This window comes from Pigmentiphaga litoralis, assembly GCF_048632615.1.
Taxonomy (GTDB): Bacteria; Pseudomonadota; Gammaproteobacteria; order Burkholderiales; family Burkholderiaceae_B; genus Pigmentiphaga; species Pigmentiphaga litoralis_B.
Map to the genome: position 1 here is coordinate 1105481 of NZ_CP184479.1, position 20232 is coordinate 1125712.

17 protein-coding genes, 1 other RNA gene and 3 pseudogenes are annotated in these 20232 nt (G+C 64.7%); 14 read left to right on the forward strand and 7 right to left on the reverse strand.

Features of this window, described 5'->3' with window-relative positions; genetic code table 11:
• Nucleotides 1-199: 199 nt before the first annotated feature.
• An RNA gene (gene ffs, locus ACNANG_RS04810) (signal recognition particle sRNA small type) lies at nt 200-297 on the reverse strand.
• A 437-nt stretch (nt 298-734) separates the two neighbouring features.
• On the opposite strand from ffs, the gene trxA reads away from it, so the two are divergent.
• Nucleotides 735-1061 (forward strand): thioredoxin TrxA, encoded by a 327-nt coding sequence (trxA, locus tag ACNANG_RS04815; RefSeq protein ID WP_179590468.1) that lies wholly within the window; start codon nt 735-737, stop codon nt 1059-1061.
• A gap of 264 nt (nt 1062-1325) precedes the next feature.
• On the forward strand, nt 1326-2588 hold the full coding sequence (gene rho / locus ACNANG_RS04820; protein ID WP_179590470.1) for a transcription termination factor Rho: 1263 nt from the start codon (nt 1326-1328) through the stop codon (nt 2586-2588).
• Between the two features lie 67 nt (nt 2589-2655).
• Here rho and ACNANG_RS04825 read toward each other — a convergent pair whose 3' ends face one another.
• From ACNANG_RS04825 to ACNANG_RS04840, 4 genes and pseudogenes are all read right to left on the reverse strand, one after another.
• A complete protein-coding gene (locus ACNANG_RS04825) occupies nt 2656-3081 on the reverse strand; it encodes a nucleotidyl transferase AbiEii/AbiGii toxin family protein (protein ID WP_420226220.1) in 426 nt (141 codons plus the stop codon).
• 83 nt (nt 3082-3164) lie between these two features.
• Nucleotides 3165-3626 (reverse strand): annotated as a pseudogene (locus ACNANG_RS04830) (nucleotidyl transferase AbiEii/AbiGii toxin family protein); the annotation flags it as partial.
• The gene (locus tag ACNANG_RS04835) at nt 3623-4024 is read right to left on the reverse strand and encodes a DUF6088 family protein (protein WP_420226221.1); all 402 of its coding nucleotides are present in this window, start codon (nt 4022-4024) and stop codon (nt 3623-3625) included. The gene ACNANG_RS04835 and the pseudogene ACNANG_RS04830, both read right to left, overlap by 4 nt.
• A gap of 121 nt (nt 4025-4145) precedes the next feature.
• A pseudogene (locus ACNANG_RS04840) lies at nt 4146-5149 on the reverse strand (LacI family DNA-binding transcriptional regulator).
• Nucleotides 5150-5505: 356 nt separating this feature from the next.
• Between ACNANG_RS04840 and ACNANG_RS04845 the strand changes: the two are divergent.
• From ACNANG_RS04845 to garD, 3 genes and pseudogenes are all read left to right on the forward strand, one after another.
• A pseudogene (locus ACNANG_RS04845) lies at nt 5506-6500 on the forward strand (Bug family tripartite tricarboxylate transporter substrate binding protein).
• A gap of 171 nt (nt 6501-6671) precedes the next feature.
• Nucleotides 6672-7832 carry an L-talarate/galactarate dehydratase gene (locus ACNANG_RS04850; protein WP_420226222.1) on the forward strand — a complete coding sequence of 387 codons (1161 nt, stop codon included), beginning with the start codon at nt 6672-6674 and terminating at the stop codon, nt 7830-7832.
• 184 nt (nt 7833-8016) lie between these two features.
• Nucleotides 8017-9669 carry a galactarate dehydratase gene (gene garD / locus ACNANG_RS04855; protein ID WP_420226223.1) on the forward strand — a complete coding sequence of 551 codons (1653 nt, stop codon included), beginning with the start codon at nt 8017-8019 and terminating at the stop codon, nt 9667-9669.
• 123 nt (nt 9670-9792) lie between these two features.
• Here garD and ACNANG_RS04860 read toward each other — a convergent pair whose 3' ends face one another.
• Nucleotides 9793-10497: a GntR family transcriptional regulator gene (locus ACNANG_RS04860; protein WP_420226224.1), complete on the reverse strand. Its 705-nt coding sequence runs from the start codon at nt 10495-10497 to the stop codon at nt 9793-9795.
• A 341-nt stretch (nt 10498-10838) separates the two neighbouring features.
• Here ACNANG_RS04860 and ACNANG_RS04865 point away from each other — a divergent pair, with 341 nt between their 5' ends.
• From ACNANG_RS04865 to ACNANG_RS04905, 9 genes are all read left to right on the forward strand, one after another.
• A complete protein-coding gene (locus ACNANG_RS04865) occupies nt 10839-11297 on the forward strand; it encodes a carboxymuconolactone decarboxylase family protein (RefSeq protein WP_420226225.1) in 459 nt (152 codons plus the stop codon).
• Nucleotides 11298-11305: 8 nt separating this feature from the next.
• Nucleotides 11306-12097: a 2-oxo-3-hexenedioate decarboxylase gene (gene dmpH / locus ACNANG_RS04870; RefSeq protein WP_420226226.1), complete on the forward strand. Its 792-nt coding sequence runs from the start codon at nt 11306-11308 to the stop codon at nt 12095-12097.
• Between the two features lie 9 nt (nt 12098-12106).
• Entirely contained in the window at nt 12107-12973 is an 867-nt protein-coding gene (locus tag ACNANG_RS04875) for an amidohydrolase family protein (protein WP_420226227.1), read from the forward strand.
• 67 nt (nt 12974-13040) lie between these two features.
• Complete coding sequence (locus ACNANG_RS04880) at nt 13041-13844, forward strand: Bug family tripartite tricarboxylate transporter substrate binding protein (RefSeq protein ID WP_420226228.1); 804 nt, start codon at nt 13041-13043, stop codon at nt 13842-13844.
• Complete coding sequence (locus tag ACNANG_RS04885; protein WP_420226229.1) at nt 13829-14011, forward strand: hypothetical protein; 183 nt, start codon at nt 13829-13831, stop codon at nt 14009-14011. The genes ACNANG_RS04880 and ACNANG_RS04885 overlap by 16 nt, the downstream gene beginning before the upstream one ends.
• Nucleotides 14012-14144: 133 nt before the next feature.
• Nucleotides 14145-15005 (forward strand): FecR family protein, encoded by an 861-nt coding sequence (locus ACNANG_RS04890; RefSeq protein WP_420226230.1) that lies wholly within the window; start codon nt 14145-14147, stop codon nt 15003-15005.
• A gap of 393 nt (nt 15006-15398) precedes the next feature.
• Nucleotides 15399-15692, forward strand: coding sequence for a type B 50S ribosomal protein L31 (locus ACNANG_RS04895; RefSeq protein WP_420226231.1), 294 nt, complete (start codon nt 15399-15401; stop codon nt 15690-15692).
• A 239-nt stretch (nt 15693-15931) separates the two neighbouring features.
• Nucleotides 15932-17782: an ArnT family glycosyltransferase gene (locus ACNANG_RS04900; RefSeq protein ID WP_420226232.1), complete on the forward strand. Its 1851-nt coding sequence runs from the start codon at nt 15932-15934 to the stop codon at nt 17780-17782.
• Nucleotides 17779-19326 (forward strand): MATE family efflux transporter, encoded by a 1548-nt coding sequence (locus ACNANG_RS04905; RefSeq protein ID WP_420226233.1) that lies wholly within the window; start codon nt 17779-17781, stop codon nt 19324-19326. The genes ACNANG_RS04900 and ACNANG_RS04905 overlap by 4 nt, the downstream gene beginning before the upstream one ends.
• 12 nt (nt 19327-19338) lie before the next feature.
• Here ACNANG_RS04905 and ACNANG_RS04910 read toward each other — a convergent pair whose 3' ends face one another.
• Complete coding sequence (locus tag ACNANG_RS04910) at nt 19339-20226, reverse strand: AEC family transporter (protein ID WP_420226234.1); 888 nt, start codon at nt 20224-20226, stop codon at nt 19339-19341.
• Between the last annotated feature and the right edge of the window lie 6 nt (nt 20227-20232).

Here is a 20232-nt window from a genome sequence, read left to right on the forward strand (position 1 = left end):
GAACGCAACCGTCTTGAGGGGGACGAATCCTGCAATGCGGATCCGGCAAGGCAGCACCGATCACGCTGCCTGGGCCGTCCAGGCTCGAAAGGGAGCCCTGGCAAGGGAGCCCCGGAACCCAGGCCCGAGCATACCGGTCCGATTCCGACGTGTGAAATGAAAACGGACCGCTGCGACAACGCAGCGATCCGTGGAATGGGGTGGCGAGCCTGACTTCGGCACTGACGGGATACAGCTGTGGCTGCTTCGTTCCCGACCTGACCAGGTTCACCGCTCCGCCATGCGAAGGGGCCCGCCGGGGTGAATTGTAGCAGGTCGGCAGGCCCGCGATTTTGCCCCGCCCCGTGGCGGATTCCCAACGCCCGGCCCGCGCATTTTGCCCACCCTTGCCTGCCAAAGGCGACAATTTGTCGGGCGTTGCCGCAGTCACTTTGAAAATCCGCTTTTTTACGGTTACCATTGACGCATCTCGGGGTCTTCGCCGCGACCGATTCCGGCGCCCACCTGCCCCTTCCCCAGTCTTGCACCTGCAGTCACCGCGTGCTCCCGGGGTTATCCCGTCAGGCCCGCGTTCGTTCGCACCCGCAATGACCTGGAACCCGAGTTCAGGCAGCCAGAGCCGAAGTCAAAGCCGCGGCAACCTGAGTTCACGACACAAGAAACCCTCTCCATCCATTCTTACCGCGTGACAGCAACGACCCCGGCGCACCACGCATACCCCCAGAAGGAAAACCATGAGCGACGCGATCAAGCACGTGAGCGACTCCAGCTTCGATGCCGACGTAATCCAGGCATCGGGTCCGGTCCTTGTAGACTACTGGGCCGAGTGGTGTGGTCCCTGCAAGATGATTGCCCCGATTCTTGAAGAAGCCGCGGGCACCTATCAGGGCAAGATCACCATTGCCAAGCTCAACGTCGACGACAACAACGCCACGGCCGCCAAGTACGGCATCCGCGGCATCCCGACGCTGATGCTGTTCAAAGACGGCCAGGTCGTCGCGACCAAGGTCGGCGCCCTGTCCAAGTCCCAACTGACGGCCTTCATCGACAGCGCCATCTGAAGCAACGGACTTGAGCGCCCTACCCGGGCGCGGCCCTTAAGCCCTTAAGTAGTACGACCCCAGGAAGCTCCGCGGCTGTTGCGCCCGGAGCCTCCCGCCGGGGGATCACCCCCGGCAGACGATCCAGTCCCAGAAAACATCCGCACCCGCCCACGGGCTGCCGGGGAACGGCGACACGCCGATCCGGTCACCGTGGCGCAGGCGACGCGCTATGCCCTCCCAGGGCGAACCATTACCAGAACTCCTCCCGGAGCTTTACCCGAGATGCATCTCAACGAACTCAAGGCGCAGCACGTTTCGCAGCTGCTTGAACTGGCCGCCACCCTCGAAATCGAGAACGCGAGCCGTCTGCGCAAGCAAGAACTGATGTTCGCCATCATGAAGCGCCGGGCGAAGCAAGGTGAGCCGATTTTCGGCGACGGCGTACTCGAAGTGCTGCCCGACGGCTTCGGCTTCCTGCGGTCGCCCGACACTTCCTACCTTGCCAGTACCGACGACATCTATATCTCGCCGTCGCAGATCCGCCGTTTCAATCTGCACACCGGCGACTCGATCGAAGGCGAAGTCCGCACGCCCAAGGATGGCGAACGCTACTTTGCCCTGGTCAAGGTCGACAAGGTGAACGGCCAGGCCCCCGAGAGCATGAAGCACCGCATCATGTTCGAAAACCTGACGCCGCTGCACCCGAACAAGCCGCTGCGCCTGGAACGCGACATCAAGAGCGAAGAAAACCTGACCGGCCGGATCATGGACATCTTCTCGCCAATCGGCAAAGGCCAGCGCGGCCTGCTCGTCGCAAGCCCCAAGTCCGGCAAGACGGTGATGATGCAGCACATTGCGCATGCCATCACGTCCAACCACCCCGACATCACCATGATCGTGCTGATGATCGACGAGCGTCCTGAAGAAGTGACCGAAATGCAGCGCTCGGTGCGCGGCGAAGTGGTCGCCTCGACGTTCGACGAACCCGCCACGCGCCACGTGCAGGTCGCCGAAATGGTCATTGAAAAGGCCAAGCGCCTGGTCGAGCTCAAGAAAGACGTCGTGATCCTGCTGGACTCGATCACCCGCCTGGCCCGCGCGTACAACACGGTCGTGCCGGCATCGGGCAAGGTCCTGACCGGCGGTGTCGACGCCAACGCCCTTCAGCGCCCCAAGCGCTTCTTCGGCGCGGCGCGCAACATCGAAGAAGGCGGCTCGCTGACCATCATCGGCACCGCGCTGATCGAAACCGGCAGCCGCATGGACGACGTGATCTACGAAGAATTCAAGGGCACGGGCAACTCCGAAGTGCACCTGGAACGCCGCCTGGCCGAGAAGCGCGTCTACCCGGCCATGAACCTGAACAAGTCGGGCACCCGCCGCGAAGAATTGCTGATCAAGCCAGACGTGCTGGCCAAGGTCTGGGTGCTGCGCAAGTTCATCTTCGACATGGACGAAGTGCAGTCGATGGAATTCATCCTCGACAAGATGCGCTCGACCAAGAACAACTCCGAGTTCTTCGATCTGATGAAGCAAGGCAAATAATTGCCGGACATGAAAAAACGCCCTTCGGGGCGTTTTTTCATGGGTGATGCTGTCTATCAGGAGCGCTCTATCGCGCAGCCTTCAGGAGCGTTCGAGCAACCGTGTCAAAAGAAGCAAAGGCTTCGCCAAACGAAGGTTTGACCTTGCCATACACCAGTGGAAGCAGGTTTCGTTCATATTCGGCGCGGGTCTGCATGTCTTTGCCCACTTGATCGAGAGCGCGAGTCAGCACGGCCACAGGATCACTGGCGAATTCCGGATGCTGCCTTCCAAATTCTAAGACGTCGCCCTGAATCAACGCGGCGAAGACCAGCGCGCTTGCGTCGACCAACTTCGCATCGTGCGTGAAGATGCAATGCACATCATAGATGTGGCGGACCAGAGTGCTGTCCCAACCCTGGACCATGTGACCTGCCCGGTGCTGCGCGTAGCGGCGCAGGAATGACAACACCTTTTCTGACTGAGTTTCAGCAACTGACAGCACGGGCACCATGTAGGGGATCCTGTGCGTCCCGTTAAGCGATCAGCCAAACTACGTAGCGTTGCGCTTACTGCGGGAAGCACAGGTCGGCGCAGCGTCAGCTCGAGCTGCAAATTCGGACGCAGCCCCACCGCAGCCGGGTAGCCTCGTGCATACATCCACTGGCTATGCAGGTAACGGTGCTCGTTGAATGTCACGGCCTTATCAACTTCCTCGATTAGGCCTATCCCCGCCACTGCCTGCCGCACACGCCCCCGCACCTCGTCGCCGAGGTAACGCCGAAGCTTGGTGCGACTCAGATGACGGCCCGCTTCCGTCAGCACAATCTTGATATCGGCATCTTCCGACATACGCTCGATCAGCCCATGGGCCTTGGACAAGCTCGTTCCGCCACAGAAGACGAGTTCCACGCAATCGAACTTCAGCGTAAACACTTCACGCAACGCATCAGTCAAGTGCTCGTCTTTTTCCAGCAGACCGGTTGTGATGCCACCGAGATCGACTTCTGCGCTCAACGCTTCGATAAGGTCTGCGCGATCTCTGGAAAGGACTCTCATGCGCGTTCATATTCAACGAGCTTGCCGTTGAACCCAAGCTTGCGCCGGATCCGATGTTTACCGACGCCAAGCACCACACCAGTCGGAACTTGTGTGCTGCTTCCGGAGTTGTATTCCCGCATCTGACGGGATTCTTGAACTTCGACACCCAGCTTTTTAAGCACTTCGGGAGCCAGAACCTCAAGGGGTTTGATCGGGATAGGATTGCCTGACAGCACGCTAGTTTTGGCCTTTGCATAAACACCGACGCCGAGCCGCACCAGTGCTCCATCCCGCTGAAGTGCGGCAAGCGCACGGCCCACTTGGGCTTCGCTGCCGAACGCTGCGAAGTCAGCGCGCACGAAGACATCGGCGTTCCGATTGGCGACTGAACGTCTAATACGGCTGACAATGTTCATGCTTGCAACTCCTGCTCATTAACCTGACTTTAACATATGCCTTAATCTATTGAAAATAAAGGATTTTCTTACGCAAATACCGATCATTTACCTTACGCCGAAGACTTGATATCGGCCGGCCCTACCCCGCCGTCGACTCGCGCTCAACAATCCGGAAGCCCACATCAATGATCGACTCAGCGATCGGCGCCCCGCGGCATTGGTCGATGATCAGGCGGGCAGCAAGGCGGCCGATGTCGGGGCCGTCGACGTGGACGGTGGTGATGGAAGGGACCATGTGCGCGCTGAAGTCGGCGTTGCCGAAGCCGCAGATGGCAAGGTCTTGCGGGATGCGCAGGCCGCGCGCCTGCGCTTCCACCATCACGCCGTGGGCAAGCTGATCGGAGCTGCAGCAGACGGCGTCGAGGCGGGGTTCGAGGGCGAGCAGGTCGGCCAGCGCGCGGCGGCCGCGCTCCAGATTGCTGGGGGTTCGACAAATGCGGTGGGGACATCGCGGCCGAGCGCTTCGATGAAGCCGTCGCGGCGCATGCGGGCGCGGTGGTCGCTGCCGCTGGCGATGCCGATGTGGGTCCAGCCCTTGTTCAGGAAATACTCGCCCAGCGCCTGGCCCACCTTCTGGTGCGAGAAGCCGACCAGTTTGTCGATGGGTTGGTCGGACAAATCCCAGGTTTCGACGACAGGAATGCGGGAACGGCGCAGTCTGTCGCGGGCGGCGTCTGACTGGACCAGGCCCGTGATGACAATGCCGTCAGGCTGGCGGCCGATCATGGTGTTCAGCACAGACGCCTCGACGTCGGCGTCGTAGTTGGTCTGCCCGAGCAGCAGCTGGTAGCCCGCTGCGCTCAGCTCGTTGGTCAGGGCTTGCACCGTGGGCAGGAATTGCGAAACGGCCAAGGCGGGCACGACGCCGGCCACCATCAGGCTGCGTTTGGACTTCAGACCGCCCGCCAGCAGGTTCGGAATATAGCCGGTGGCTTCGACAGCGGCCTGCACTTTGGCGATGGTCTTTTTGGACACTACCCCGGGATTGCCCAGCGCGCGCGACGCAGTAATCAGGGATACCCCGGCTTCTCGGGCGACGTCGTGCAAGGTGGCGGCTTTGGGCGGGGTCACAAAGGTCTTCAAGGATCAGGGGGAAAACAACAGGGCTGGGACGCAGCCGGAAACCTTACCAGATGTCTTGGGCAACCCGGTTCCGACCGTCGGCAGGCGCGCTGGCGGGAACCGGCAAAACATGCCAAGGCGGGGCGGATACATGGCAAAAACTGGGGGGCACGGGCAAGGGCTGGCAGGCACTGGCAGTCGGAAGACAGACACGCGCGAGCCCCACGAAAACCCCTAGACCCGGATCATTGACCCAACAAAATGACAACGATATCATTCACCAAATGACAACGTTGTCATACCCACGCTTTTGCTTCACGTTCCCCCCATATAAGACCAAGCGAACGACGCCTGCGGCGTCATCCCGGAGACACGTTATGAAATTTCTGATGAGCGCCCTGGCCGTGGGCCTGACCGCTTTGGCGGCCCAGGCGCCGGCACACGCGCAGTCCAGCGCCGCGTCAACCGCCAGCACCTGGCCCACCACCCCGGTGACACTGGTCGTGCCCTTCCCGCCCGGAGGGTCGACAGACCAAGTGGCACGCGCGATCAGCCCTATCCTGACAGACAAGCTCAAGCAGACCTTTGTCGTTGACAATAAGGCGGGCGCGACCGGCACGATTGGCGCGGCGATCGTGAAGCGTGCGGCGCCGGACGGTCATACCTTTCTGGTGACGTCGCTCGGGCCGCTGGTGATCACGCCGCATCTGATCAAGGGTATGCAGTACGACCCCATGAAGGATTTCGACCTGATCACGGTGGCCGTGCAGTCGCCGAACATCCTGGTCGTGCCGACCCAGTCACCGCACAAAAGCGTGGCGGACATCATTGCGTTCGAAAAGGCCAACCCGGGCAAGATGACCTTTGCGTCGGCCGGCAATGGCACCAGCGATCACCTGACCACCGAATTGTTCTGGCAGCAGACCGGCACCTCGGGCTCGCACATTCCGTACAAGGGGGCGCGCCTGCGCACTTGGCCTTGATGGGTGGCCAGGTTGATGCGTCGTTCCAGAATATCAATTCAGTGGTGGGCTACATCAAGGGCGGCAAGATGCGGGCACTGGCCATTGCCAGTCCGACGCGGTCGGCCGTGTTGCCCGACGTGCCGACCCTGTCGGAAGCCGGCATTCAGAACGTGGACGTGACGTCGTGGCAAGCCATTGTCGCGCCCAAGGGTCTGTCGCCAGCGGTGCGGGACAAGGCGCATGCGGCGTTCGTGGAAGCGCTGAACGATCCAAAGGTAAAGGATCAGTTCACGTCGATCGGCTTCGAGATGGTTGGCAACACGCCGGCACAGTTTGCCGAGTTCCAGCGCAAGGAATATACGCGGTGGAAGCAGGTGATCGAGACCGGAAAAATCTCGATCGAATAAACCGGAATGCTTGCCGGGCGGACCTGCCGGTTGCTCGAGCAAGCAGATCCCGAGACGTGTGCTCCAGGAAGTGAACGGCACGACGTCAAGCAACCCAGACCCGCGCCAGACTCGCACCGCCCTCATGAATCCCTGTTCTTTTTCGCCCAGCCCGTTGATGGAAGACCCTGCATGACATCGCCACTGCCCACTGATACGCCCGCCTACGATGACCGCATTGCCTGGGTACGGGTGTCGTCGTGTTACCTGCCGCTGGCCAATCCGATCAGCGACGCCAAAGTGCTGACCGGCCGCCAGAAGCCGATGACCGAGATCGCAATGTTGTTTGCCGAAATCGAAACGCGGGATGGCCATCGTGGGCTGGGTTTCAGTTATGCCAAGCGGGCGGGTGGGCCGGGGCAATTCGCGCATGCCAAGGAGATCGCGCCGGCGCTGATCGGCGAAGATCCGAGCGACATTGCCCGGCTCTGGACCAAGCTGTGCTGGGCGGGCGCGTCGGTGGGCCGCAGCGGCATGGGGGTGCAGGCCATCGGTGCGTTCGACGTGGCCCTGTATGACCTGAAGGCGCGTCGGTCCGGCTTGCCCCTGTCGAAATTGCTGGGGTCGCAGCGCGGTTCGGTGCAGTGCTACAACACGTCGGGCGGCTTTCTGCACACGCCGATCGACCAGCTGGTGGTGAACGCGCAGGCTTCGATCGAACGCGGCATTGGCGGCATCAAACTCAAGGTCGGGCAGCCGGATCTGGCGGCCGACATCAGGCGGGTGGAGACGGTGCGCAAGCATCTGGGCGACCACGTGCCGCTGATGGTCGACGCCAACCAGCAATGGGACCGGCCCACGGCGCAGCGCATGTGCCGCATTTTTGAGCAGTTCAATCTGATCTGGATCGAAGAGCCGCTGGATGCGTATGACTTTGAAGGCCATGCGGCGCTGGCGGCAGCGTTCGACACACCGATCGCGACGGGCGAAATGCTGACCAGCGCGGCCGAACATGGCGAACTGATCCGCCATCGCGCTGCCGATTACCTCATGCCCGACGCGCCTCGGGTAGGTGGCATCACCCCTTTCCTGAAAGTGGCGGCGCAGGCCGAACAGGCCGGACTGAGTCTGGGACCGCACTTTGCAATGGAATTGCACGTGCACCTGGGCGCGGTGTATCCGACCGAACCGTGGGTGGAACATTTCGACTGGCTGGAGCCGCTGTTCAATGAACGGCTGGAGATCCAGGGCGGCCGTATGCTCGTACCGACCCGGCCGGGTCTGGGCTTGAGCCTGAGCGAACAGGCGCAGCACTGGACCCGCGAAGTGGCGGAAACGGGCATGCGCCCTTGAGCCAGGCGCGCCGGCGGAGGGGCTGATTGGGCAGGCGCCTTGGTGGTCAAACAGCCGGAGTTCTCATTGCCGGGGTCGAGACATCAAGCCGGACCGGATCGGGATCGACCCACGGCATGCTCACAAAGCCATCTCAATCACCCTCGTTTTCTCGCTTTTTTCTGACGCTTTCGGACATCGCATCATGACTGACCTTTCCACCCAAGCGACCCTTGGCACCGCGCCCCTCTGCATCACCATGGACCCGCGCGACAACGTGGCCATCGTGGTGAACGATGGCGGACTGCCGCCGGGCACGGTCTTTCCGTCGGGGCTGACGCTGGTCGACAAGGTGCCGCAGGCGCACAAGGTCGCGTTGGTCGATATTCCGGAAGGCGGCGAGGTGCGCCGCTACAACGTGGTGATCGGCTATGCGCTCAAGGACCTGAAGGCGGGCATGTGGGTGCACGAACGGCTGCTGGCAATGCCCGCCGCCCGCGAATTGACCGGGCTGCCCATCGCCACGGTCAGGCCGGAACCGGCGCCCCCGCTGGAAGGCTATACATTCGAAGGCTATCGCAACGCGGACGGGTCGGTCGGCACGCGCAACATTCTGGCGATCACGCAGACCGTGCAGTGCGTGGCCGGCGTGACGGACTTCGCGGTCCAGCGCATCAAGGCCGAACTGTTGCCGCGCTTTCCCAACGTGGACGACGTGGTCGCGCTGGAACATGGCTACGGCTGCGGCGTGGCGATCGATGCGCCCGACGCCATCATTCCGATCCGGACGCTGCGCAATATCAGCCTGAATCCGAATTTCGGGGGCGAAGTGATGGTGGTCAGCCTGGGCTGTGAAAAGCTGCAGCCCGAACGCCTGCTGCCGCCCGGGTCGATCGCGGTGGTGGAACGCTCGCGGCTGGATGCAGGCAAGACGGCGGGCGAAACGTCGGCAGGCGGAACGTCGTCAGACAAAGGCCCGGCCGACCCGTCATCGCCCCCGGACGTGGTCTGCCTGCAGGACGACGCCCACGTGGGCTTCATGGCCATGGTCGATTCGATCATGAAGCAGGCCGAGGTGCACCTGACCCGCCTGAACGCCCGCCGCCGCGTCACGGTGCCGGCCAGCGAACTGGTGGTCGGCGTGCAGTGCGGCGGCAGCGACGCGTTTTCGGGCGTGACGGCCAATCCCGCCGTGGGCTACTGCACCGACCTGCTGGTGCGGGCAGGCGCCACCGTCATGTTTTCCGAAGTGACGGAGGTACGCGATGGCATCGATCAACTGACGTCGCGCGCCAGTACGCCTGAGGTGGCTGACGCCATGATCCGCGAAATGGCGTGGTACGACGCATACTTGAGCCAGGGCCGCGTGGACCGCAGCGCCAACACCACGCCAGGCAACAAGAAAGGCGGCTTGTCGAACATTGTCGAAAAGGCGATGGGATCCATCGTCAAGAGCGGTACATCCCCGATTTCGGGCGTGATCGGTCCTGGCGAGAAGCTTACGCAAAAGGGCCTGATCTACGCCGCCACGCCCGCCAGCGACTTCATCTGCGGCACGCTGCAGCTGGCTGCGGGCATGAATCTGCATGTGTTCACGACGGGCCGCGGCACGCCTTACGGTCTTGCGCAGGTGCCGGTGATCAAAGTGGCGACGCGCGCCGATCTGGCCAGGCGCTGGCATGACCTGATGGACATCAATGCCGGGACGATTGCGACGGGTGAGAAGACCATCGCCGACGTGGGCTGGGAAATGTTCCAGTTCATGCTGGATGTGGCGAGCGGCCGCAAGAAGACGTGGGCCGAACACTGGAAATTACATAACGCATTGGTGCTGTTCAACCCGGCGCCGGTGACCTGATTCGGCCGATGGCCAGCAGCCCTTGAGGTGACAACGGCGCTTTCACGCGCCGTTTTTCTGCCTTGCCGGACCACGCGCAAGGCCAGCGCGGTTTGGTCGCGCGCCTGTCAGCGAGCCCTACCGTCAGCCTTCTCTTCCGGTCAATTCCCGGAGCAGATTGGTGCCGGTACGCTGCAGATGCTGCCGCAGGATCTCGGTCGCGCCGGCGGCGTCGCGAGCGAGCGCGGCCTGGTAGATCGCCGCATGTTCGCCTGGCACGTCGCGATCCGGCGCCTTGCGGGCGAGGAACAGGCGGCGGTAGCGGTCGCTCAGGTCATGCAGCGTATTGCAGAAACGCAGCAGCACCGGCATGCCACAGGCCGAAAACAGGGTGATGTGATAGGCGCGATGCGCCTTCTCCCATGCGATCAGGCGGTCCCCGGTCCGGTCGCCGCCTTCCAGCCGCGTCAATCGATGGTGGGTGGCGACCAGCGCATCTTCCCACTGGTCGTCGCCTTTGCGGATCGACTCGCCCAGCGCCCACACTTCCAGATTGACACGCAAGGCAGTCACTTCTTCCAGGTCGGCCGCGGACACGGGCGCGACCCGATAGCCCTTCTTGTCCGTCGGCACCACCAGTCCTTCGGCGCCCAGCCGCGCCAGCGCTTCCCGCAGCGGGCTCAGGCTGACGGCATATTGCTCACGCAGGTCGTCCAGGCGCAGCTTGGTGTCCGGGAGCAGCACGCCCTCGAGAATCGACGCGCGCAGGGCCTCGGCCAGCGTGGTGCTGAGCGTGGCGGACGACGCGGCCGGGGCCGCGGCGGGCGGTACAGAGGAAGAAGGGGTCATGGAATCAGACGGGACGACTCAGGCGATACAACTCAGGCGATACAACTCAGGCGATACGACTCGGGCGATACGACTCGGGCGATACGACTCTTGGCCGATCAGCGAGGCCGATACGACTCAGCCAGCACCCTCGGGCTGTCCGGCAGCACATCGCCGCGTCGGCAGCCGCCATTCTAGCGTTTCCCCGCAGCGCGGCACTATTTTTCGATGAAATCGAAAATAATCGATTAAACTGGTTCCATCGATAGAACCACCGTCACGCGGACCGTGTCTGGCTGTTCGCGCACGCCGCCCACCCCCTTTCCCGCGCCGCGCCCCGCGCGCCGCTTTCCGGAGCTTCCATGGCCGCTGCCCGTCTCGACCCCACCCCCATCATCGACGCTGTCGGCCCGTATGCCGACACCACCGCCACCCTGGAAGACCGCGCCGCGGGCTATCGGGACATGATCGGCTTCCTGCCGCCGCGGGTGGAAGCCCGCCTGCACCTGACCGGCGCGCTCGACCCCACCATCCTGGACATGCAGGAAAAAGTGCGCGCGCATGCCATCGAAAACTCCGCGTTCGATCCCAAGCAGACGCAGTTGATGCTGTTCGGCATGCTGGTGGTCGAACTGAGCGATGCCGCCTTCATGCATGGCGTCGCCGCGCGCAAAGCGGGCGCAACGTGGGCCGAACTGCAGTCCGTCGTGAACCTGGCTTACGTGTTCCGCGGGGTGTCCGCCGCCAATCGGGGCGCCGAATTCATCGCCAAGATCATCGACCGTGAACGCGCGGCCGCCGCCACGCCCACCCCCAACTGAGGATCGCCATGGCCCTTGAAAACGACATCGTCGACGAACTTGCCCTGCGGCTCGACACCGCCGAACTCAATGCCGCCCCGATCGCCAAGATCACCGACGACTACCCGGAGATGGACTGGCACGACGCCTATGCCATCCAGGACGCATTGCGGGCCCGCAAGGAAGCGGCCGGCGTCACGGTCGCCGGGCTGAAAATGGGTCTGACGTCGTACGCCAAGATGAAGCAGATGGGCGTGGAAGATCCCGTCTACGGCTTCCTGACGGACTATGGCCGGGTGCAGGACGGCGGCGATATTTCGTGCGCGCGCCTGATCCACCCCAAGGTCGAAGCCGAAATCGCATTCGTGCTCAAGCAGGACCTGATCGGACCCGGCGTGCGCAGGGAAGACGTGCTGGCCGCGACGGACCACGTGTTGCCGGCGGTCGAAATCATCGACTCGCGGTACGAGAATTTCCGCTTCGATCTGAAAAGCGTCGTGGCCGACAACACGTCGGCGGCGCGCTTCGTGGCCGGCACAACGACACTGCCCGTCGCGGGCCTGGACCTGGCGGCCGTCAAGGTGGACATCGTCAAGAACGGCGACGTGGTCGCCTCGGGCACCGGCGATGCCGTGCTGGGCCATTCAGCCGAAAGCGTCGCCATGCTGGCCAACCTGCTGGGCGTGCGCGGCATTCCCCTCAAGGCAGGCACCTTCATCCTGGCCGGCGCGATTACCGAAGCGATTGCGGTGGCGCCCGGCGACCGTATCGAGGCGCGCTACAGCGATCTGGGCGCCGTCACCATGCGCTTTACCGACTGAGGGCACGTGATGAAACCCTGCCAGGGACCTGACCGGGCCACCCGCAAGCCCACCTTTGTCATGCCGCGGCTTGCCGTGGACACCCATGCTCACGTGTTCGGGCCGGCCGCGCGCTTCCCGTTTTCACCCGAGCGCAGCTATACCCCCGAAGACTGCACGCTGGAACAGTACGTCACGTTGCTGGATACCCTGGGCATCGATCGCGGCGTGATCGTCCATGGCGGCGCGCATGGGACCGACAACGCGGCCACCTTGGACGCCCTGGACCGGCTGGACGGCCGGATCCGCGCGATTCTGGTGACGCCGCCGGGCATGCCGCTGGCGGAACGCCAGGCTTTGCATGACCGTGGCGTACGCGGTTACCGCATGTCGACCGTGGTGTCGGGCGGCGTCGGGTTCGATGCACTGGAAGCCCTGGCCGGCGAAGCCAGGGAACTGGGCTGGCACCTGCTGCTGCACTTTCATGCGTCGTCCGAACTGGTCGACGTGGCCGACCGCCTGCGCGCCCTGCCCTGCGATTACGTGCTGGACCATCTGGCGCGCATCCGGGCCGATGAAGGCGTGGACTCGCCCGCCTTCAAAACCGTGCTGGATCTGCTTGAGACCGGCCGCTGCTGGGTCAAGCTGGCCAGCCTGTATCGCCTGTCCAGCGAACCCTATCCCCACCGCGACATGCTGCCGCTGATTCACGCGGTCATCGCGGCGCGGCCCGACCGGATGATCTGGGGCACCAACTGGCCGCACCCTATCCATGTCGGCCCCATGCCGAACGACGGCGACATTGTCGACCTGATCCCGCTGTGGGCGCCCGACCCGGCCATGCAGCATCGCATGCTGGTCGACAACCCGTCGCGGCTGTACGGGTTCGAGACCTGACGCCGCGACCGGCTGCCCCGCCGCCTGCTGTTCCGATAACGACAAAAAACCCTACCAGGAGACCTCCTTGACCTTGACCCACCGCCTTGGCGCCCTTGCCGCCGGACTCGCGCTCGCCAGCATGCTGCACACCGCCCATGCCGCGTTCCCCGACAAACCCGTGACCATGATCGTTCCGTTCCCCGCGGGCGGCACCACTGACCTGATCGCACGGCAGCTGGCCGCGCGCATGGGCACCGAGCTGAAGCAGACCATCGTGGTCGAAAATCGTCCGGGCGCGGGCGGCAATATCGGTGCGCAGGCCGTGTCCCGGGCACAGCCCGATGGCTACACCCTGCTGCTGTCGACCGCCGGGCCGCTTAGCATCAACCAGCATCTGTACAAGGACCCGGGCTACAACCCCGTGACTGGCTTTACGCCGATCGCACTGGTATGCGCCGTGCCCATCATGCTGGTGGCCAATCCGTCAGCGCCCTTCAAGACCGTGGCGGAACTGATTGCCTATACCAAGGCCAATCCGGGCAAAGTGTCGTATGGATCGCAGGGCAACGGCACCACCAGCCACCTGACGATGGAACTGCTCAAGACCAAGGCAGGCGTCAATCTGATGCACATCCCGTATCGGGGCAGCGCGCCCGCCGCGACGGACCTGATGGGCGGCACGATCCTGGTCATGTTCGACAACTCGCCCAGTACCCTGCCTTACGTCAAGTCCGACCGCATGCGGGCCCTGGGCGTGGCGTCAGCCAAGCGGGTGAAGGGGCTGAATGACATTCCGGCGATCGCCGAAACCGTGCCCGGGTTCTCGTCGACGGCATGGTTCGGCCTGGTGGCGCCCCCGGCCTGCCGGCTGACGTGTCCGCCAAGCTGAACAAGACGCTGAACGACGTGCTGGCCACTCCGGCCTTCCGGGAAGAACTGGCGGCATCGGGCGGCGAACCCCTGGGCGGCACGGCGGCGGAATTCGCCACGTTCCGCGATGCCGAAACGGCCAAGTGGGGCGAGATCGTCAAGGCGTCGGGCATCAAGCTGGACTGACCGGAAGGGTCGGCGCGGTCAGCACCCTGGGGCCAATGCGCGGCGGCTTCCGGGCCGGGTTCGGGCATCGAAGTAGCCGGCCGGCCTATTCCGCTACGATGGTGGGCTTGCTTCACCCATTGCAGATCGCCCCATGACAGTGCCCGACCCTTCCCACGACGATGCCGATCGTCCCAACTCTCCCCTGGCCCGCCTGGCCATAGCCTTGGCGGCGTTCGCCGTCGTGGCCGGCATGCTGGGCGGCGGCTGGATAGGCTGGCAGACCTGGCGCAGCTCCCCGGGCTATACCCAAAACTACGTCGCGGATCGTGGCCAGATGGTCACGATCACGCTGCCTGACGCGGATACCGACGCCGATAAGACCGTCCTGCAGCTGGACAGCGCCACCAGTGTGAATGCGCGCCTGTACAGCAACCGGCGCGTCATGCTGGTGGAAGAAGGCCGCGCATCGTTCGACATCAAGCCGCCCCGGGACCAGCCTTTCTATGTGCTGGCGGGTGCCGCGCAAGTCGAGGGGACGGGCGCGATCTATTCGGTCGGCCAGGCCAAGACCGGCATGGAGGCCGGCAGGACAGTGATTTCGGTCGAAGCCGGTACCGTCACGGTCACCAGCACGGCGTCACCTGAAATGATGGCATCCAGTTCCCAGGACGCCGGCCAGGACTATGCGCCGCGCGAACTGAGCGCCGGGCAACGGTTGACGGCCGATGACAAGGGCCGGCTGGGGACCACCGTCACCCTGCCTGCTGGCGAGATCACCGCATGGCGCCAGGGGCGGATCGTCTTCAAAAACACGCCGCTGGCACGGGCGGTGGCCGAATTCGAGCGCTACGAGCGTACCGGACTGGTGGTGCGCCAGCCGGCAGTTGGCGCGCTGACCGTGGACGGCACCTTCGGGGTCAAGCAGTCCAGGGAATTCGCCGCAGCGCTTCCTGGCATGCTGCCCGTGCGGCTGCAGCGTCAGGGCGACGTCACGGAAATCATGGCGCGCTGAGTCGTGCGCCCGCGCGTTCCGGTCGCGCTGGGCGCTTTGGGGGTGGAACCGGGCCGTGATGCCAGACCGCACTGCAGGACAGTGGTGCAGGACTGTGATGCAAGGCCCCGCCAGTCAGCCGCCTTTCGGCTTCACCCGCGTCGACAGCCCGCCATCCCCGTGCTACAACGCTCTGCCCCGCTCCAGTTGCAGCCGCCGCGTTTTCCCGCGATAATCTAAGGCTTACTTATCGAAACTGGGCACGTTGTTGGAACGTTTGCCGGGTGGGCACAGCAAGGATCGCCACCGATCCCGCGCAATGCCCGTCCAAGTGGAATCCCTGCAAGTCCTTTTGCAGGCGGCCCGCGGCAATATCCTTCCGGCTGGCGACCCGAACAACTCAAGGAAAATGCCATGAAAGCAGGCGTTCACCCCGAATACCGCGAAGTCCTGTTCCAGGACCTGCAAACCGGTGCCAAGTTCATCACCCGTTCGACCCTGAACTCGCGCGAGTCGATCGAATTCGAAGGCAAGACCTACCCGCTCTTCAAGTGCGACGTGACGTCTGAATCGCATCCGTTCTACACCGGCGCGCAAACGCGTATCGTTGAAACGGGTCGCGTTGAAAAGTTCCGCGCACGTTTCGCCACGACGTCGGCTGTCAAGCCGGCTGCAGTCGCGGCCGAGACCAAGCCCGCCGCCGAATAAGACTGCGGGACGGCGACGAAACGGCAGCCCCGCGCTGCGTTTCAACGAAAAGGCAGCCTCGCGGCTGCCTTTTTGCTCCGCCCTGCCGGTCGATCGCGGTACCGATGTCACGCTGTAGCTCTGCTCCCAAACCGGCGGCTATCCCCGCCACCCGCTAGCGCGCACCTGAGCAAGACCGCGCGCGCTGGCCGGACAATCGGCGTGCGTCGCACGTCGACATGCTTTATCGGTCAGGTTTTATGTCCACTTCCCCAGCGCGCTACGCCGATCCTCATCAGCCCAATCCCGCCCGGCTCACGGCCACGGCGACGACCAAGCTGCCGCGCTGGGGACTGCTGGGCCTGTGCCTGATCTACATCCTGGCCGGTTTGATCACCCGCGAACCGTGGAAATCCGAAGACGTCATCGGCTACGCGCAGATGTGGTCCGCCGTGAATGGCGACTGGCGCCAGTGGCTCACCCCTGAAGTGGCCGGCATCGCCGTCACGCAGGAAGGCCCCTTGCCCACCTGGCTGGGGGCACTGTCGATGATGCTGCTGCAGCCGCTGGTCGGCGCCATCGTCGCCAGCCGCATTCCCAATCTGATCTGGTTTGCCATCACGTCGTCCAGCCTCTGGTATGGCGCCTACCTGCTCGGCCGCCGCGCCGAGGCACAGCCGTTGGCGCTGCCGTTTGGCGGCCAGCCCGGCGCGCGCGACTACGGCCGCATGCTGGCCGACGCGTCCTTGTTGCTGCTGGTCGGCACCCTGGGCGTGTTGTGGCGCAGCCATGAAACGTCGGCCGAACCGGCGGCGCTCGCGTTCGGGGCGCTGGCCTTCTATTCGTTGACCCGCATGCTGGACCACCCGCGGTGGGGCGCCGTGACGCTGGGGATCGCGCTGGGCGGCGCCTTCCTGTCGCGCGGGTTTCCGGCGCTGGCCCCGCTGCTGATCGGCGTCGTGCTGGCCGGGTGGCGCTGCGCCGCCCTGCGGCCGTCGGCCAAGTGGATGGCGACGATCAGCCTGCCGATCGCCCTTGCAATATCCCTGGCGTGGTGGATCCCGGCGGCGGAACGCAATCCGTACTGGATGCGCGGCTGGTGGAGCTGGAACGCCAGCGTGCTGGGTGTGCTGACCGGGCCGGGCGCCAGTGCGGCGTTCCGGAACGTGTTGTGGTTCCTGTGGCCGACCTGGCCCCTGGTGCTGCTGACCATCTGGCGCTGGCGCGGCTTTGTCGGCGCGCCGCACATCCAGATCCCGCTGGCCATGCTGATCGGCGCCGCGCTGATGCTGCTGGCGACCCGCACGCCGGTCGACGCCGAATTCCTGGCATTCGTCATTCCCAGCGCCATGCTGGCGGCCCTGGCGCTGCCCACCTTGCGGCGCGGGTTGATCAACGCGCTGGACTGGTTTGCCGTCATGGTGTTTTCGTTCGCTTTGGCCGTGATCTGGCTGGGCTGGATCGCCATCATGACCGGGGTGCCGCCCAAGATCGCCCGCAATATCGCGCGCCAGACGCCCGGGTATGAGGCTGAACTGTCGCTGTTCGCCCTGGCGATCGCCGTCGTCAGCACCCTGGCGTGGATCGCGCTGGTGGTGTGGCGCCTGCGCGAGCGGCCCACCGGGTTGTGGCGTGGCACGGTGCTGGCCGCGGGCGGCGTGGTGGTGAACTGGCTGCTGCTGATGACCCTGTGGCTGCCGTCGATCAACTACAGCAAGAGCTACCGCGAGGTATCGGGCAGCCTGGCCGCGGCGCTGGCCGAAGTGCCGGCCGGCACGGCGGGTCGAGCAGGCGCAACGGGTCCAGCCGGGACGACGCGCGCGACTGCCTCCCGGGGCGGCGAGTGTGTCCGCAGCGCGGGCCTGGGCCTGCCGCAACGGGCGTCATTTGCGGTGTTCGACGGCCTGGTGTTCGAGCGGTCGGCGGACTGCCCGCTGGTGCTCTTGCAGGGCAACGCCAGCACGCTATGGCACGCCGTCGGCCAGGGCGATTACGCGGGCGCCCAGGTGATCTGGGAAGGCGGCCGCGCGTCCGATTCGCGCCGCAATGCCACGGAACGTGAATACTTCATGCTGCTCCGCCTGGCCCCCGGCACGGGCGGACGCAAATGAACGCCTCCACCACGCCGCCGGCCGGGTCCGGCGCGCAGGGCGTCAGCCTGGCGGGCAAGGTCCCCGCCGGCGCGCCGGCCGAAGCCGCCGCGGCATCGGCCGCCACCCCGGCCCCGACCCCGGCGGGCCCGACGGCCCCCGGCGTGACCGGCCCGGCCACCTTCCGCCGCACGGCGCGCCTGATCCTGCAGCAGGGCTGGCCGGTGCTGGTCGGCCAGTGGGCGGGGATGGCATTCGGCGTGCTCGACACGGCCATGACGGGGCACGCCTCGCCCACCGCCCTGGCCGCGATGGCGCTGGCCGTTTCGATCTACATCACCGTCTTCGTGGGCCTGATGGGCGTGCTGCACGCGCTCATTCCGATCATCGCGCAGCATTTCGGCGCCGGCCGGCTCGACCGCATCGGCCACACCTGGGGCCAGGGCGTGTGGCTCGCACTGGGGCTGTCGGCCCTGGGCGCCACGGCCATGATGTTCCCGGAAGTCTGGCTGTCCATGTCGGGCGACGTGTCTCCGGAAGTCAGGGAACAGGTTGCCGGCTACCTGATGATGCTGGCGATTGCCCTGCCTGCAGGCCTGGTATTTCGGACCGTCTACGCCCTGAACACGGCCGTTTCGCGGCCCAAGGTGGTCATGATGATCAACCTGCTTGGCGTCGGCCTGAAATTCGTCTTCAACTGGATCTTCATCTACGGCAACCTGGGCGCGCCGGACATGGGCGCGGTCGGCGCGGGGCTGTCGACGGCTCTGGTCTACTGGATCAGCCTGGGCATTAGCGCCGTGATCCTGCTGCGCGACCCGTTCTACCGCCGGTTTTCGATGCGTATCGGCCGCCCAGACTGGAAGGTGCTGGGCGAACTGTTGCACCTGGGCGTGCCGATGGGCGCGTCCTATCTGATCGAAGTCACGTCCTTTACCTTCATGGCCCTGCTGGTAGCGCGTGAAGGGGTGTTTGCCACGGGCGGGCATCAGATCATGTCCAACCTGGCCGCGGTCTGCTTCATGATGCCGATGGCGCTGGGGGTGGCCACGGGCGCGCTGACTGCCCAGGCGATCGGCGCGGGCGACTACCCGCGCGCTAAGCGAATCGGCGCGACCGGTCTGCGGCTGGCCATGACCGGCGCGGTGTTGACTGTTTTGGTCATGCTGGTCGGGCGGCAGTGGATCGTTGGCGCCTACACCAACGATCCGAAAGTTGCGGTGGTCGCATTGGGCCTTCTGAACCTGCTGACCTTGTTCCATCTGGCCGACGCCCTGCAATGCATGACGGCCTACCTGCTGCGTGCGTACAAGGTCGCCGTGATTCCGATGTGCATCCAGGCAGGTGCGCTGTGGGGGATCGGCCTGACCGGCGGCTGGTATCTGGCCTTCGGTCCAGGCGCCGGGGCGCTGGCCGGCATCGTGAACCGGTTCATGCCAGGCGCTACGCCGGGCGCTGGCAGCATGTGGCTGATGGCGGTTTTCAGCATGCTGATTTCGGGCTCGTTGCTCCAGCTCTGGTACCGGCGCATCGTGCGCAAGCTGGCGCTGCAGGCGGCGCCATAGCCGCCCCTGCCCTTAGCCCGCCCGCAGCCCCAGCCACAGTCCGATCGGCACGAACAGCACGGCCATCGCATTGCCGATCATGACCATGGACGCGACCTTGTCCGGCTCGGCGTTGTACTGTTCCGCGAACAGATAGTTGATCACCGCCGGCGGCAGGGCTGCATACAGGAACAGCAAGGTGCGCTGTACGCCGTCCAGCGGCAGCAGCCACATCAGCGGAAACGCCAGCGCGATACCGATCGCGGGCCGCAGCACCGCGCTGGCCATACCGATCCGCCAGCCGCGCATCGTCATATGCGTCAGCCGCACCCCCAGCGAAAACAGCAGCATCGGAATCGCCGCGTCCCCAAGCATCTTGAACCCGGTCATCAGCCATGGCGACACCGGAATGCGCAGAAAGGCAAACACCAGTCCCAGGGCGGTGGCGATCATCAGGGGCGATAGCAACAGCACCCGCACCGACGCTTCCCGGCTCAGGATCTTGACCCCCAGCGAAAAGTGCAGCGTGTTGGTGACGATGAAGAAGGCCACGGCGGGCGCCATGCCTGTCGGGCCGAGCGCCAGCAAGGCCAGCGGCAGGCCCATGTTCCCGGAATTGATGAACATCATGGGCGGCAGCAGGGCTTGCGGCTTGACGCCCAGTGCACGCGCGAACGGCCAGGACAGGAGCCCCGACCCCGCCACCATCCCGACCGCGGCCAGCATCAGCGGCCACTGGCCCCGAATGTCGAAGTCCCTGGCCGCCAGCGCCGAGAACACCAGCGCAGGCGTCAACACTTCCAGGCAGATCCGGTTGAAGGTCGCCATGTCCGGATGGCGCGCCCGTCCGTACCACCATCCGGCCAGGACGATCAGGAACACCGGCGTGATGATGCCGGCGATCCGCAGAAAGAGATCCACCCGGCG